Source organism: Deinococcus metalli (assembly GCF_014201805.1).
Taxonomy (GTDB): Bacteria; Deinococcota; Deinococci; order Deinococcales; family Deinococcaceae; genus Deinococcus; species Deinococcus metalli.
On the sequence record NZ_JACHFK010000017.1, the window covers coordinates 42,280 to 57,502 of the forward strand.

At 72.1% G+C, this 15,223-nt stretch carries 14 protein-coding genes; 4 read left to right on the forward strand and 10 right to left on the reverse strand.

The genetic code is table 11. The annotated features are described in order from the left end of the window. Positions 1-8 precede the first annotated feature (8 nt). Entirely contained in the window at positions 9-854 is an 846-nt protein-coding gene (locus HNQ07_RS21910) for a VCBS repeat-containing protein (protein ID WP_184115802.1), read from the forward strand. 11 nt (positions 855-865) lie between these two features. Here the strand turns inward: HNQ07_RS21910 and HNQ07_RS21915 are convergent, their stop codons facing one another. From HNQ07_RS21915 to HNQ07_RS21925, 3 genes are read right to left on the reverse strand one after another with little or no spacing between them, the layout of a single operon-like run. Next, positions 866-1,528, reverse strand: coding sequence for a response regulator (locus HNQ07_RS21915; protein WP_229832288.1), 663 nt, complete (start codon positions 1,526-1,528; stop codon positions 866-868). Next, positions 1,521-4,052: a histidine kinase gene (locus HNQ07_RS21920; protein ID WP_184115803.1), complete on the reverse strand. Its 2,532-nt coding sequence runs from the start codon at positions 4,050-4,052 to the stop codon at positions 1,521-1,523. The genes HNQ07_RS21915 and HNQ07_RS21920 overlap by 8 nt, the downstream gene beginning before the upstream one ends. 57 nt (positions 4,053-4,109) lie before the next feature. Beyond that, positions 4,110-5,177: a fasciclin domain-containing protein gene (locus HNQ07_RS21925; RefSeq protein ID WP_184115804.1), complete on the reverse strand. Its 1,068-nt coding sequence runs from the start codon at positions 5,175-5,177 to the stop codon at positions 4,110-4,112. Between the two features lie 169 nt (positions 5,178-5,346). Between HNQ07_RS21925 and HNQ07_RS21930 the strand changes: the two genes are divergently transcribed. Further along, positions 5,347-5,730, forward strand: coding sequence for a hypothetical protein (locus HNQ07_RS21930; RefSeq protein WP_184115805.1), 384 nt, complete (start codon positions 5,347-5,349; stop codon positions 5,728-5,730). Positions 5,731-5,762: 32 nt separating this feature from the next. Then, positions 5,763-6,089: a Rieske (2Fe-2S) protein gene (locus tag HNQ07_RS21935; RefSeq protein WP_184115806.1), complete on the forward strand. Its 327-nt coding sequence runs from the start codon at positions 5,763-5,765 to the stop codon at positions 6,087-6,089. 22 nt (positions 6,090-6,111) lie between these two features. Here the strand turns inward: HNQ07_RS21935 and HNQ07_RS21940 are convergent, their stop codons facing one another. Beyond that, positions 6,112-6,624 (reverse strand): hypothetical protein, encoded by a 513-nt coding sequence (locus HNQ07_RS21940; protein WP_184115807.1) that lies wholly within the window; start codon positions 6,622-6,624, stop codon positions 6,112-6,114. A gap of 77 nt (positions 6,625-6,701) precedes the next feature. After that, positions 6,702-7,355, reverse strand: a complete 654-nt coding sequence (locus tag HNQ07_RS21945) for an ankyrin repeat domain-containing protein (RefSeq protein WP_184115808.1) — start codon at positions 7,353-7,355, stop codon at positions 6,702-6,704. Between the two features lie 79 nt (positions 7,356-7,434). Between HNQ07_RS21945 and HNQ07_RS21950 the strand changes: the two genes are divergently transcribed. Continuing rightward, positions 7,435-9,138, forward strand: coding sequence for an alpha-glucosidase (locus HNQ07_RS21950; RefSeq protein WP_184115809.1), 1,704 nt, complete (start codon positions 7,435-7,437; stop codon positions 9,136-9,138). A 289-nt stretch (positions 9,139-9,427) separates the two neighbouring features. Here the strand turns inward: HNQ07_RS21950 and HNQ07_RS21955 are convergent, their stop codons facing one another. The 5 genes from HNQ07_RS21955 to HNQ07_RS21975 all read right to left on the reverse strand — a co-directional run bounded on the left by HNQ07_RS21955 (position 9,428) and on the right by HNQ07_RS21975 (position 15,098). Then, positions 9,428-10,600 carry an acetyl-CoA C-acetyltransferase gene (locus tag HNQ07_RS21955; RefSeq protein ID WP_184115811.1) on the reverse strand — a complete coding sequence of 391 codons (1,173 nt, stop codon included), beginning with the start codon at positions 10,598-10,600 and terminating at the stop codon, positions 9,428-9,430. Positions 10,601-10,669: 69 nt separating this feature from the next. Further along, complete coding sequence (locus HNQ07_RS21960; RefSeq protein WP_184115813.1) at positions 10,670-11,161, reverse strand: hypothetical protein; 492 nt, start codon at positions 11,159-11,161, stop codon at positions 10,670-10,672. Between the two features lie 144 nt (positions 11,162-11,305). Continuing rightward, positions 11,306-13,363, reverse strand: a complete 2,058-nt coding sequence (locus tag HNQ07_RS21965) for a single-stranded-DNA-specific exonuclease RecJ (RefSeq protein ID WP_184115858.1) — start codon at positions 13,361-13,363, stop codon at positions 11,306-11,308. 65 nt (positions 13,364-13,428) lie between these two features. Continuing rightward, complete coding sequence (locus tag HNQ07_RS21970; RefSeq protein ID WP_184115815.1) at positions 13,429-13,815, reverse strand: lipopolysaccharide assembly protein LapA domain-containing protein; 387 nt, start codon at positions 13,813-13,815, stop codon at positions 13,429-13,431. Between the two features lie 98 nt (positions 13,816-13,913). Continuing rightward, positions 13,914-15,098: an S-layer homology domain-containing protein gene (locus HNQ07_RS21975; protein WP_184115817.1), complete on the reverse strand. Its 1,185-nt coding sequence runs from the start codon at positions 15,096-15,098 to the stop codon at positions 13,914-13,916. Positions 15,099-15,223 lie beyond the last annotated feature (125 nt).

The window sequence follows — 15,223 nt, forward strand, 5'->3', positions numbered from 1 at the left end:
GCTGGGTCATGGTCCCAGCTGTCCTGCGCGGTGCCGTGCTGCTGCTGCTCGGCGCGCTGCCGTCCACCCAGGCGGCCGTTCCCGTGAACGCCGTGCTGGTGCGGGCACCGGGTGAACAGGCCCCGTACCTGCTGGGCGCGTGGCACGCCGGACGCTGGCGGCCCGGGGATGCCGCGCTGGCCCGTGAAGTGGGGGCGGGCCGCTACGTGCGCCACACCCCGACCGGCCCGGTCCGCCAGGTGGAGGTCGCCGCCCCCGCCTCCCTCGGCCCGCCGTGCGAGGAGACGTACCTCGCCCAGCTGCGGCCCGGCACGGCGGCCCGCACCTTCGAGGTCTACACCAGCGCCGCCACGCCGTCGCGCCCGGTCACGGCCCTGCCGCTCACGAACAGCATGTACCGGGGCGTGGTGCGAGAGTATCTGATCCGGCGCGGCGTCCGCGCGCCCGACGTGCACCTGACCGCCCTGCTGCGCGCCGACCTGGACGGCGACGGCACGCAGGAGGTGATCGTCGAGGCCAGCCGGTTCCGGGAACGCAGCAGGGCGTTTCCCCCGCCCACCGGGCAGCCCGGCGACTACAGCGTGCTGCTGCTGCGCCACGTGTCCGGTGGGCGGGCGGTGACCACCGTGCTGGGCGCGTACGTCGCGCCGCCCACGCCCTGGACGCCGGACAGCGCTGGACCGATGCCGCTGGCCAGCATCTACCGCCTCGCGGGGCTGGTCGACGTGAATGGCGACGGCCGCCTGGAGCTGATCACGTTCGGCGCGTACCACGAGGGCGACGCCTTCGCCGCGCAGGAGTGGACACCGGCGGGCGGCCTGAAGGTGCGCCTGGAGACCGGCTGCGGCGTGTGACCACAGGCTGCCTATCCCAGGCCGGCGCCTCTGGCCCGGACGATCGCTTCGGCCCGGTCGGCGAAGTGCAGCTTCGAGAAGATGTTGCTGATGTGGTTGCGCACCGTCTTGGGCGACAGATCGAGGGCCCGCGCGATCGCTGCGTTGTTCTCCCCACGAGCGATTGCCGAGAGCACCTCCCGCTCGCGGGGCGTGAGTTCCGGAAACACGTTCGGCGTGCGCGGCTCGTCGAAGTACGTGATGAGCCGGCGGGCGATGCCCGGTCCGAAATACGCCTCGCCGCGCGCTGCGGCCTGCACGGCCCGCAGCAGTTCCAGCGGATCGGCGCCCTTCAGGACGTAGCCGCGCGCGCCGGCCCGCAGGGCCTGGAAGACCATGTCGTCGTCCTCGAACATGGTCACGATCACCACGCCCAGGTGCGGGCTGGCCCGCGTGATCTCGCGCGTGGCGTGCAGGCCGCCGCCGGGCATCCCAATGTCCATCAGGATCACGTCCGGAACATGCTCGAGGGCCAGGCGGATGATGCCGGGCGCGTCGCCGGCCTCACCGACCACCTCCATGCCCTGGCCGCGCAGCAGGGCCGCGACGCCCTCGCGGAACAGGCGGTGGTCGTCGGCAATCAGCACCCGCAGGCCGGGTAGCCCCGACGGTACCGGCAGGTCGACGTCACCCACGCGCAGGCCCCAGCGGCAGCACGGCAGTCACGCACGTTCCGTCCGGCCCGCTCTGCACGGTCACGTGACCGCCGAGTTCCCCGGCCCGCTCGCGCATGCTGGCCAGGCCCACGCCCGGCACCACGGCGGCGGGCAAGCCGCGCCCGTCGTCCTGCACGCGCAGTGTCAGCAGCGCCGGGGTGGCGTCCACACTGAACTGCACCGCCGACGCGTGGGCATGGCGGGCCGCGTTGGTCAGGGCTTCCTCCGCGATCCGCAGGGCGGCGACCTCCACCGCCGCCGGCAGCGCCGGGAGGCTGTGGGGAAGCTGCGCGCTGACGTGCAGATCGGGACGGGTGGCGCTCAGGCGGGACAGCACCCGCTCGCGCAGCACGCCGCCGAGGCCCAGGTCGTCGAGCGCGGGCGGCCGCAGTTCGTCCACCAGCCGGCGCACGTCTGTGACCATGGTCTGCGTCTCGTGCTCCAGCCGCTCCAGCAGGCCCGCTGCCGCGGCCGGATCGCTGGCGAGTTGCGAGCGGGCCGCGCTCAGGCCCCACGTCACGCCCGCCAGCGCCGGGCCCAGGCCATCGTGCAGGTCGCGGCGCAGCCGTCGGCGCTCCTCCTCGCGCGCGTACACCAGCGCCTCGCGGGCCCGCTGCACGTCCAGATCCAGGCGGGCCGAATGCACCGCCAGGCCCGCCTGTCGCGACAGCGCCCCAAGCAGTTCGGTCTCGGACACGGTGAAGCCCTCCGGGCCGCGCGGCCACACCCGCAGCTCGCCCGCCACGGCCGCTTCCCCGGAGGCTTGATCCGGCGCCTCCAGGCGGTACACCTGCGCCTGTCCCAGTGGAGCGTCCTCACCACTGGCGGCGACGTGCCCGGCGCCGTCGTGTACCTCCACGCGCGGTAGGCGCAGCGCGCCGGCCACCGTGAGGGCGATGGTGGGCAGCAGCTGGGCGGGCTGCACGGTGCTCTGGAGCTGCCGGCCCAGGGTGGACAGCACCCGCGCCGGGTCGTCGCGCTCGCCGAACAGCACGCGGGTCACGCCGCGGCGCGCAGCCGCCCGTACCGGCTCGAAGGTCACCGCGACCAGCAGGGCCCCCAGGACGGCGGTCGGCGCGCCCGCGGAATGGCCGGTGACCTGCTGGCCGACCACCAGCACAGCCAGCGCGTAGCAGCCCGCGACCAGTGCAGCCAGCGCCGCGAACACCAGCGCGCGGTTCAGGAACAGCCGCAGGTCGAAGAGCCGGGTGTGCAGCACCGCCAGGGTCAGGCCTCCCACGAACAGTTCACTGTGCGGCAGGGCGCCGTCCAGGCCGCTCAGGACGTCGCTGTGCAGCACCTGCCCCGTGATGAACGCGGCCGTGCTGAAACTGTCCGGCAGGATCGCCAGGGCCAGCCACAGCACCTGTAGGCGGCCCTGCGCGCGCCCCTGCCACGCCGCCACGCCCAGACACGCGACGCTCAGCAGGGGGTAGCCGACCAGCACGGATAGGATCTGCGGCGGGCTGGTGACCGTGAAGGCCGCCCACGCCGCGTAGCCGTACGCCAGCGCCACCAGCGCCCGCGCCCGGCTGGGCACCCGCAGGAAACTCCAGCACAGGTGCAGCGACAGCGGCGCGAGCAGCCAGATGTGGATGGTATGGCTGAACGCGCTCCCCACATGCAGGCGCGCGTCACTGAGCAGGTCGCCCAGCGTCAGCGGCCCCACCATCCAACTGGGCAGCGTGACCAGCACGGCCCACACCGACAGCGCCAGCAGCTGCGCGCCGGGGTGGTTCGGCCGCTGCGCGAACAGCCACGCGGTCACGGCCATCACGCCCAGGAATTCCAGCAGCTGCCACGGAATGTCCCGCCCCATGAAATTCTTGTTGAAGAACCCGGGCATCACCTGTCCGAACGCGCGCAGCAGCGTGGGCGTCTCGGTGGCGTGGAGGGTCACCGGCACCGTCACCGTCTGCCCGCCCGTGGTCTGGAAGGTCTGGCCCAGGCCCACGATGTTCCTCTGCACCGTGAATGTGACCGCCTGTCCGTCGTGCAGTGGCCCCACCGCCGCGCGCCACGCCGACAGGCGGTCGACATCCAGCCAGCTGTCGGGCGTCACCGGGATGGCGTGCCCATTCACCCCGACCAGGAGGTCACCGGGGCGCAGGGCGGCTGGCTGCGCCGTGTCCAGGGCGTCGGCGAACACCGGGCGGTCGTCCCCGATGAAGGCGACTGTCGAGCGCCAGCCGGCGTCCGGCGCGGCCAGCCGCCACGCCTTCTGAACGCACGACGCGCTCAGCAGCGCGCCCAGCAGCAGCGCCGCGCGGGCCGCGCCCCAGCCCCATGCCTGGCCGGCCGTGACCACGGGGCGGCCCTGCCATTGCCGCGCTGCCGGCCAGCTCCCCACACCCAGGGCCCCCGCTGCCAGGAGCGCCAGCGGCCAGCGCGGCAACCCGCCCAACACGAGCGCGGCGGCCAGCACCAGCGTGGCGGCCAGCGGACTCACGGCCACGGCGGGCCAGCGGACGGCGCGGACGGGGTGCGGCAGGGCGCTCAGCATGAAGCCTCCGGACGGTCACGGCGAACAGCAGAACCATTCCACTATAGGAGGCCCGCGCTACTTCACGCGCAGCACGCCGCCCACCGGCCACACCACGCCGTTGCTGACGGTGATCGGCGTAAACACCACGCTGACGTCGTCGAAGAACGGAGCCGGAAAGCCGCTGGTGTCGCCCGGCACGTCCCGGAACACGAGGCGCAGGGTCTGGCCGCTCAGCGTGGGCGTGTCTGCTCCGCCCGCGAAGGCCTTCTCGAAGTCGGGAAAGCTCGCCAGCAGGTGGACCCGCGCCGCCTTCGCCAGGGCCGCCGGCTGTCCGCGCGTCCCCGCCGCCTGCACCCCGCCGTCGGTGGGGGGCAAGACGATGACAGGCCCCTTGCCCTTCAGCGTGGCCTCCAGCCCGGCGTCCGTGAGCGCCTGGCGAAAGCGGGCGAAACTCAGTTCCGGCGCTCCTCCCGAGCCCTGCCTGGCCAGGAAGTCCCAGGCTGACAGCGGACTGACGGTGCTGAAGGTCACGCCCTCTCCGGGACCGTGACCTCCCGGCCCCAGCAGCGCGACAATCCCGGTTGCGCCCGGCGCTCCGACGACCAGGGTCGAATTGAGTGTTCGGGTTCCCTGACGGAACGCGTACGCCTGGGTATCGGGCGTCATGTCCTCCTGCCGCACGGCGATCACGGCGCCGGGCTGCAGGCCGCGCGCCAGCACGTCCTTGCCCCGCACGACGTCCACCGGCGCCGTCCAGGCATTCAGGATCAGGGCCTTGCCGTATCTGCCGTCGCTGACCTTCGCGTCCTCGAAGGCCTGCGTCTCGTCCACCAGCGTGGTCCCCGCGCCGCCTGCCGAGTGGAGCAGGTACGCGTGCCCGTCTCGCACGGTGGTCTTGAGGGTGGACAGCGTGCGCCCACCGGCCCGCACCTCCAGCGTGTGCGGCCCGGCCGGCAGCGGCGCGTACGCTCCGGCGTCGGTTCCCTCGGTGGTCAGCAGCGCGTGTCCGTCCACCCGCACCTCCAGCGGGGCAACCGGTGCTGGCGTTGCGGACACCGCCGTGTTCAGCGCGTGCAGCAGGCCCGCCGCGCCCGCATGAGAGAGGCCCAGGGCGAAGGTGACGGTCAGCAGGTGTCGGTTCATCGTTCCCTCCGCCACGAGCGTGCGCTCCCGGCCGTCCCGGGCACCAGGGAGCACGCTCCCACGGGCCCGGGACACGGCCCACTGGCCGCCGGGGCGGTCATGGCCCGATCACGGCCCGCGTGGATGCTGTCGGTGGAGGGACCGGTCCCGGTTCCCTTCAGGGAGGGTCATGATGCGTTCCGTCCGCCTGCGCCCGCTCGTCATCCGCTCCGTCCTGACCGTGGCCGCGCTGGGGCTGGCCACCGCCACCCCGGCGCAGGCCGCCGCGCTGTACTTTCTGCGGCTGGAGGTCAAGTCGTCCTCCGAGGCCGTGTGCTACCGCTTTGCGCAGGACACCGCCCGCAGCCTGGGCTACGCGAACGTCCGGCGCGGCCCACTGGAGGTCGCGGGTGAGAAGAGCGGCGTGTACGTGTCCACCACCTGTGTCGGCCGCGGCTCCGCGCGGGTCATGGCGGTCGTGATGGCGACCAGCGACTCGTTCCCGGCCGCCCGGCAGATCGCCACCGAGTTCGCGAACCGCCTGGGCGGCATGATCTGTATCGACACCTGCTGACCGGGCGGGCGCGTGCTCTACACTCCGGGACGATGAGCGAGCCGGTCGGAGTGGAGCGCGTGGCTGTGGGCCGCGCCGAGGACATACCCGAGGGCTGGCAGGGCACCGTGACGGTGGCCGGGGTGGGCGTGCTGGTCGTGAACCACGAGGGCACGTACTACGCCCTGCGTAACAACTGCACGCACAAGGACTACCCGCTGCTGGGCGGCGACGTCAGCATGGGCCGCATCACCTGCGAGAAGCACGGCGCGAAGTTCGAACTCGCGACCGGCAAGGCCAAGACCCTGCCCGCCGTCAAGCCGGTGAAGATCTACGCCACGGAAACAGAGGACGGCGTGGTGTACGTCCGTCCCCTGTAGGCGCCGCGCCCGAGCCGCCCGGTCAGCGCCGGCCCGAACCGCCGTCGACCTCGTTCTGGAGTTCCGCCGTCTCGCCCTGTGGCAGATCGCCGGCCGGTTCGACCACGTGGGACGGCACCTGGCTGCTGGGCGGGGTGTAGCCCGGATTCGGGTCGATGTCGCGCTGGCGCTCCAGCACCGCCGCGCCCACCGCCGCCGGGATGCCCACCCCGGCCGACGGCGCGACCTCGTCCAGCACGTCGCCGCCCAGGCCCTCGACCGTCTCGGCCCCCGCGAAGTCCGGGGTCTGCGCCGCGTGCTCCATGGCGCCCACGTCGCGCGTGGCGAGGTGGTCGAAGGTGCCGGTGACGGTCTTCGCGCTGGGCAGTTCGACCGGCGTGTACTTCTCGCTGTCGGACGATCCCACGCGGTCGTCGCCCGGCGTGGTCGTGTACGCGACCTGGTGGTGGTCCTTGACGTCCGTGGCCTCGAAGCCGGTCTGCGCGCCGTCGCCGGTCAGGGGCGGATTGCTGCGTTCATCGTCGCTGCGGGTCATGCCCACCAGTGTCCGTCAAACGTGCTCCCGGCGCATTTCCGTTCCCTTGAGACCTTCTGCGGGCCTCCTCATGCAGGTCACAGCAGCGCCAGGACGTCCACATGGTTCTCCTCGCGGGCCAGATCGGCGGCCGAGCGGCCGTCGTCGGTCGTCGCGTCCGCCTGCGCGCCGCATGCCAGGAGGAAGGCCACCAGCGCGGCGTTGCCGTTCTGCGCCGCGCCCATCAGGGGCGTGAAGCCGTCCGCCTGCTCGGCATTCACGTCCGCGCCGGCCGCCACCAGCACGCGGGCCAGCGCCTCGTGGTTGCCGGCCACCGCCGAGTGCAGCGGCTGCACCTGCATGGGGTTGCGGCTGACCGCGTGCACGTCGGCGCCGGCCTCCAGCAGCACCTGTGCGGCCTCCGCGCGGCCGAAGAACGACGCCAGGCCCAGCGGCGTGAAGCCGTCGGGGCTCACCGCGTTCACCAGCGCCGGGTCCCCGGTGATCAGGGCGCGGACGCGCGCCGCGTCGCCCACGGCCGCCGCCTCGAACACGTCCAGCGGCGCACCGTGCTCGATCAGCACGCGGGCCATGTCGTGCCGGCCGTAGTACGTGGCGAACAGCACGGGCGACACGCCCATGGGGCTCACGGCCCGCAGCAGCGCCGGGTCGCCGTGCACGAGCGCCCGCACGTGCACGGCGTCGTTCGCCTGGATCGCCAGGAACAGGTCCCGTTCGGTCTCGGTGGTCATGCCGCATGGTACGGGTCAGACGGGCCGGCCCTGCCGGCAGTGGGGTCAGGTTAGGATCGCACTACGCACAGGAGGCCCTATGACGTGGTGGCAACGCAGCGTGGTGTACCAGATCTACCCGCGCTCCTTTCTCGACTCGGACGGCGACGGCGTGGGCGACCTGCCGGGCATCACCTCGAAACTCGACTACCTGCACACGCTGGGCGTGGACGTGATCTGGCTGTGCCCGGTCTACCCGCACGGCGGCGTGGACGGCGGCTACGACATCACCGACTACCGCAACATCGCCCCCGAGTTCGGATCACTGCCCGACTGGAAGGACCTGCTGGCGGGACTGCACGCGCGCGGCATGAAACTGGTGATGGACCTGGTGGTCAACCACACCAGCGACCAGCACCCGTGGTTCCTGGAAGCCCGCAGGTCCACGGACAACCCCTACCGCGACTACTACCTGTGGCGGCCGGGCGAAGGCGGCGGGCCGCCCAGCAACTGGGGCTCGCACTTCGGGGGCAGCGCGTGGCAGCTCGACCCCGCCACGGACGAGTACTACCTGCACCTGTTCGCCACCGAGCAGCCGGACCTGAACTGGGAAAATCCCCGCGTGCGCCGTGAGGTCTACGACCTGATGACGTTCTGGCTGGACCTCGGCATCGACGGCTTCCGCATGGACACCATCAACATGCTGTCCAAGGTGCCGGGCTTTCCGGACACCGCGCCCGGAGCCGACTACGCGTATCCGCTGGCCGAGGAGCACTTCCTGAACGGTCCGGAACTCCTGACGTACCTGCGCGAGATGAGAGCGGAGGTGCTGTCGAAGTACGACGTGATGACGGTGGGGGAGACGCCCGGCGTGAGCCCCGACGCCGCGGCCGTGCTGACAGACCCGCAGACCGGGCCGCTGAACATGATCTTCCAGTTCGACCACATGGCCCTCGACAAGGACCCGGCCAGCGCCCGCCCGCGCTGGACGACCGTGCCGTACAGCGTGCCGGAACTCAAGACGGTGCTGGGCCGCTGGCAGACCGAGTTGCATGGCCGCGGGTGGAACAGCCTGTACCTCAGCAACCACGACGTCCCCCGGCTGGTGTCCCGCTACGGCGACGACGGCGCGTCCCGTGTGCCCTCGGCCAAACTGCTCGCCACGCTGCTGTTCACGCTCCAGGGCACGCCCTACGTGTACCAGGGCGACGAACTCGGCATTCCCAACGCGAAGTTCACCAGTATCGACGACTACCGCGACGTCGATACCCTGAACCTCTACCGCGAGGACGTGATCGAGGGCGGCCGCGACCCGGCCGGCGTGCTGGAGATGATCCACAACAAGGGCCGCGACAACGCCCGCACGCCTATGCCGTGGACCGGTGGCGAGAACGCGGGCTTCACGACCGGCACGCCCTGGATCCCGCTGAACCCCACGTTCCGCGACATCAACGCCGAGACGGTCCTGGCCGACCCGGACTCGGTGTACTGGTACTACCGCGACCTGATCCGCCTGCGCCGCGAGCATCCCTCTATCGTCGAGGGCCGCTACGACGACCTGCGCCCGGAGCATCCCACGCTGTACGCCTACTTGCGCACGCACGCGCAGGAGCAGTTGCTGGTGCTCCTGAACTTCGGGGGGCAGGCCCTCGACCTGGACGGGGTGCTGGACATCCCGGCGAACGCGGCACTGCTGCTCGGCAACTACGCTGCGCCAGGCGAGGTGCCGGCGGGCGTTCTCCAGCCGTGGGAAGCTCGGGTGTACGTCACTCGCAGTGCCGAGGAGATGGGCGCGCTGGACTGAGGTTTGGCTGGGCTGGAAGGTGGGCGCCTGCGGCGGGCTTCCCCACCCCCCAGCCCCCATCCCCAGAGGGGACGGGGGAGCAGCGCTGCGCTCGGCATGTGGTCGCCATCTTGCTCGAGCTGGCCTCTGACGGAGTCTCGTTGGCGAGGGGCTGCGTTCTTGCCTCGTCCGTTGGCGCCGTCACCGCCCGCGCGCTGCGCGCACGATGGCTTTCGGTCAGGGGCAGGGTGGATGCTTCAGTTTTTCCGGGTGCCAGTCCATATCGGCGGTGGCCCTCAGCTCTCTGTGCCTATCCCCTCGCGCGCACGACCATCGCGATGCCCATGCCGCCGCCGATGCACAGGCTGGCGACGCCGGTTTCCTTGCCGGTGCGCCGCAACTGGTGGATCAGCGTGACCAGCACGCGTGCGCCCGACGCGCCGATGGGGTGCCCCAGCGCGACCGCCCCGCCCGTGACGTTCACGCGGGCGGGGTCGGCCTTCAGGTCGCGCACCGCGGCGAGGGACTGCGCGGCGAAGGCCTCGTTTAGCTCGAACAGGTCCACGTCGGCCACGCCCAGGCCGGCCCGCTCCAGCGCGATGGGGACGGCCTTCGCGGGGCCGATGCCCATGATCGCCGGGTCCACGCCGATGGCGGCGTAACTCGCGATCTCGGCCAGCACCGGCAGGCCGTGCGCCCGCGCGTACTCGGACGTGGCGACCAGCAGCATGGCCGCGCCGTCGTTCAGGCCGCTCGCGTTCCCGGCGGTGACGGTTCCGTCCTTTTTGAAGGCGGGTTTCAGTTTCGCCAGGGCCTCCAGCGAGGTGGCGCGCGGGTACTCGTCCGCACTGAACACGGTCGGGCCCTTCCTGCTCGGCACCTCCACACTGACCAGCTCGTCGCTGAAGAACCCGCCCTCCAGCGCTGCGGCGGCGCGCGTCTGGCTCTCCAGCGAGAAGGCGTCCTGCTCCTGGCGCGTGATGCCCCACTGCGCGGCGATGTGCTCGGCCGTGATGCCCATGTGGTAGTCGCCGAACACGTCCGTCAGGCCCTCGGACAGGATGGAGTCCACCACCTGACCATGCCCCAGGCGGTAGCCCTCGCGGGCGCGGGGCAACAGGTACGGCGCGCGGCTCATGCTTTCCGTGCCGCCCGCCACGTACAGCTGCCCGTCTCCAGCTCTCAGGCCCTGCACGGCGCTGATCACGGCCTGCAGACCGCTGCCGCACACGCGGTTCACCGTCAGGCCCGGCACGTCCTGCGCCAGCCCCGCCCCGATGCCCACCTGGCGCCCCACGTTCATGCCCTGGCCGGCCTGGAGCACGTTGCCCACGATCACGTCGGCGACGTCTGCACCGTCCATACCGTCCAGCACTGCCCGCGCGGCGGTCACGCCCAGCTGCGCGGCCGACACGTCCTTCAGGCTGCCGAGAAAACTGCCGATCGGCGTGCGCCGGGCCGCCACGATCACTGCGTTGTTCATACGCGGAGTGTAGCGGCGGGGCGTTACAGGAACCGAGACGGGGCGAACGCTCCGGCGCCGTCCGGCCGCTCAGTACAGGTTCCCGCCGCTCGCCGTCTTCGTCACGGTCTTCACAGACCCGAGCGCGTCGTAGGACTTCACGGTCAGGGTGTAGGTCCGGCCCAGCACCGGCGGGTTCCAGAAGGCTGGGGAGGTGTACTGCGCGAACCAGTCGCCTCCGTTCGTGCCGGCGGGATTCTTGTAGTACATGCAGTCGACGCCCGGGGCCGAGCACTCCGCCGCGCCCGTGCTGCCCACCAGGGTGCCGTTCACGTACACCTGAAGTCTGTTCACCGTCGACGTGCTGAACCTGGAGGACGTCGTGCCGAACACCACCCACCGGCCGCCCGGCACCGGCGTGATGCCCTCGACCGTCAGGTTCGGGCTCAGGTTCAGCGTCGGGCTGGGGATGGTCTGTGGCTGGAGGTTGCCGGCAGCCGGGCCGGAGGTCTGGCCGCAGGCCGCGAGGCCCACGAACAGGGTGCAGAGGAGGAGGGAGGAGCCGGGCAGTCGCGTGGGCATGGGTGCTCTCCTGGGACGCCATGAGTGGACGGCGCGTCTGTCGGTGCGGACGTGTCGTGGCTCGTCCCGTGATCCGGGGGTCGTCCCGGTCATGTCAACATCCGGGGCGTGAGCAGCCCATGACCACCGGTGTGTGCGCCGTGATCAGTCGCCGGTGACGGCCACCAGTTCTGGCTCGGCCCGCGTCTCGGGGACGGTCAGGCCCAGCATGGCGTACACGCTGGCGCTCCACCCGGCGTCGTCGAGTACGGCGTGGTGGTGCGCCCACTGCCAGCGGCGGTACGCGTCGGCGGCGCGCCGCATGTGCAGGTCGTCGGTGGTGGCGTCCGCCAGGGGGTTGGGCGGCGGGGTCTGGAGGTGATAGCGCGTCAGGGCGCCCTCGAGCTCCGCGAGGGTCTTCGGGCCCAGCGCGAACGCCACGCGGCCGTCCGAAAGCCAGCGGCGCAGGTCGTCCTCGTCCGGCAGGGCGTACAGGATCAGTTCGCCGCCGGGGTGCGGGTCGCCGGGCAGCACCAGAACCACGCCGGGCACGTTGTCGCGCAGGTATGCGGCGACGCCGCCTGTGGCGTGCGCGCGGGCGCCAGCGCGCAGGTGCCGCATGGCGTCTCTGGGGTTCAGGCGGGGCAGCGGCGGTACGGGGGCGGGCGCGTCCAGCGTGATGGAACCGGGGGGACGCAGCGCCTGGGCGTGCAGTTCCAGCCGCGTCTGTCCGCGCCACTCGGAGGTCACGAGGTGGGTGGCGAGGTCGCGCTCGCCGGGGGTCGCGGCGCGCTCGCCGTACTTCAGGCCGCGCAGCGGGCCGACCTTGAACTGCAGTGTGTCGCCGCGCTTGCCAACCAGCCGCGGCTCGCTGAGCTGGTCGCGCACGTGCCACAGCGGCAGCGCATGGCCCTCGCCAAAGGGCTCGAAGGCGGCGGTCTCGGTCACGAGGTCCAGTGTGGCGCCCATGACCGGCAGCGCGGCGTCCAGGCGCACGCGCGGCGCGGGCGTAGGGAACTGCCGGGCGTACGCGTGGATGCGGTCGCGGAAGGCGCTCACGTTCGCGTCGTCGATGGCGAAGCCCGCCGCGCCGTGGTGCCCGCCGAAGCGGCGCAGCAGATCCTGGCTGAACTCCAAGCCGCCGTGCGCGCTGATGCCCGGCGTGCTGCGCACGCTGCCCTTGCCCTGCGCGATGATGAATACCGGCTTGTGGTACGTCTCGAGCAGCTTGCTCGCCACGATGCCCATCACGCCCGCGTGCCAGTCCGGATGCGTGACCACCAGGGCGGGTTCGCCCGGATCGGCGATCTGGAGCGCCTGCGTGAACATGTCGTCCTGGAGTTTGCGGCGCTCCTGGTTGCGGATCTCCAGGTACTGCGCGAGCCGCCCGGCCTCGTGCGCGCTGGACGTGGTGAGCAGCGTCAGGGCGATGTCCGCCTCGCCCAGGCGCCCCGCGGCGTTGATGCGCGGCGCGAGGATGAACGCCACGTCGCGCGCGCTGGGCCTCGACACGCGGCCGTTGCCCATCAGGGCCTGCAGGCCCGGCAGCTCCGTGTCGACCAGGGCGTCCAGGCCGGCGCGCACCAGGGCGCGGTTCTCACCGATCAGCGGCGCGACGTCCGCGACGGTGCCCAGGGTCGCCAGCGCGGTCAGCGCGCGCGGTTCGGGCAGGCCGAGTTCCTCGTGCACCGCCCACAGCAGGTGGTACGCCACGCCCGCGCCGGTCAGGTTGTGCAGGTCCGGGTCGTAGGCGTCGGTGAGGTGGGGGTGCACGACCAGCGCGGCCGGGAAGTCGTGGCCGGGCCGGTGGTGGTCCGTGACGATCACCTCCACGCCGCGCGCGACCAGGGCGGCGACCTCGTCCACGTTCGTCACGCCGCAGTCCACCGTCACGAACACGTCGCTCGCGGCGGCGTGCTCGTCGACCTTGTCGGGGTGAACGCCGTAGCCCTCGTGCAGGCGGTTGGGAATGAAGCCGTGCACGTCTGCGTCCAGCGCCCGCAGCCCCAGCACCAGCACGGCGGTGGCCGACACACCGTCTGCGTCGTAGTCCCCGTGGATGCGGATGCGTTTGCCGGCCCGGATGGCCGTCACGAGTTGCCGGGCCGCCTCGCGCAGCGCCGGGTTCGGTGTGAGCGCCCGCGGCGGGTCGAGCAGCGCCGGGGTCAGGTGCCGGCCCGACAGCACCTGCGCCACCGGCGGCGACACGCGCCACACGCGCATGGTGCGCAGCAGCTCCTCGCGCGTGGCGGGCGGCGCGAGCTGCCACACGGGTTCCGGCTGGGCGCTCACGGCGCTCCCGGCAGCGAACGCGGCATCTCGGGTTCGGGGAGCGCTGCCGGGGCGGGTGGCGGGGCAGCCGGTGCCGGGGCGGGCAGTGCGCCCAGCCGGGCCTGCAGCGTGGCGGTCAGCCGCTCCTCGACGCGCTGGCGTTCGCGGCCCTCGCGGCGGCGGCGCAGGCGTTCGCGCACCACCGGCGGCAGCAGCAGCAGCGCGGCGTACGCGGCGCCCAGCAGCAGGAACACCGTGACGGCCATGCCGACCGACAGGATCAGCTCACCGCCGCCCAGCGGCAGCGGCAGCCGCACGGTCGCCGGATTCTCCAGCGTGACCAGCAGCAGGTACGCCGCGATGCCCAGCAGCAGCAGCACCTGCACGAACGAAACGAGCCGCATGACGGCAGTCTAGCGCCGCCCGCGCGCCGTGGCGGCATGAAAACAGGGCCCCCACGCGGAGGGCCCTGATGTCCGGACAGGCCGGAGGGGTAATCAGCTCAGAAGTAGAACTTCAGGCCGGCCTTGACAGCCACGCCGAAGCCCTTGGCGGCGGTGTCCGTGCCGCCCAGGCCCGAGCCCACGCCCTTGTTGCTGAGGTAGTACCGGCCGTCGCCCTCGATGTACGCGGCGATCGAGGAGGTGATGCGGTAGTCCGCGCCCACCAGGACGTTCGCGTACAGGTCCGTCTGGTTGCCGGTCCCGGCAGGGTCGCGCGACACGCTGCTGGTCAGGCCCAGACCGGCGCCCACGTAGGGGCTGAGGGTCCCGCCGGCGTTCAGGTGGTACGTGGCGTTCACGTCGGCGCTCACGGCGTTGCCACCGGGCTGGTACTCGGCCGCGACGCGCGCGCCGACCGGGCCGATCACGCGGGTGCTGCCGATCATGCCGCCGGCGGTCACGCAGTAGTTGGCCGCGGTGCCGCGCACCAGGCAGGTGTCCTGGCTGCCGCGCGCGCCGACGCTCACGCCGGCGTACAGGCTGCTGGCGTTCATGGCCGGCTCGGCCGGGGTGGTGTCACCGATCACGACCGTGGTGCTGGGCGTGGTGGCGGTGGTGTCGGGCGTGGTCGTGACGGTCGCGCTGGTGCCCGCGGCGCCGGCAGGACCCTGGGGTCCGGCGGGGCCCTGCGGACCGGCCGGACCCTGCGGGCCGGCGGGACCGGCCGGGATGTTCTTCACGGCCGCTTCCAGCGCGTCCACGCGGGCCTGCAGCGCGGTCACGTCGGCATTGGCGCTCATATCGCCCATGCTGTTGATCTTGTCTTCCAGCGCCGTGATACGCGCCTGCTGATCGGCGGTCAGCTTCTCGAGGTCCGTCACGCGGTTGGCGATGGCGGCCAGCTCGGTGCTGACTTCCTGCATCCCGTTGGTGATGGTCGTCATGTCGCTGGCGCTGAAGCCGCAGTTGGCCATCTGGCCCGACTGCAGCAGACGGTAGAAGATCAGCGCGGCCTGGTAGCGGGTGAGGTTCTCGTTGCCGCGGAAGGTGCCGTCCGGGAAGCCCTGGATCAGGCCGCAGGAGACGATCTTGTCGACCGCGTCCTTGGCCCAGTGGCCGGCCGGGACGTCACTCAGGGTCACCGGGGCGGGAGCCGCCGTGGTGGTGGCCGGAGCGGTGTCCTGGGCGCCGGCGACGCCGAGGCTGAGGGCCAGGGTGGACATGAGGATCAGTGATTTGCGCATGGAGTCTCCTTGGGTGGCAGACGGCACGGCGCCGGGCGCGGCCGTCGTCCTGCGCTTACCGTAGGCAGGCGCAGTGAGGCGCGTGTGAACCGCTCCGGGCAGAACTTCACGTTCATTTCCGCGTG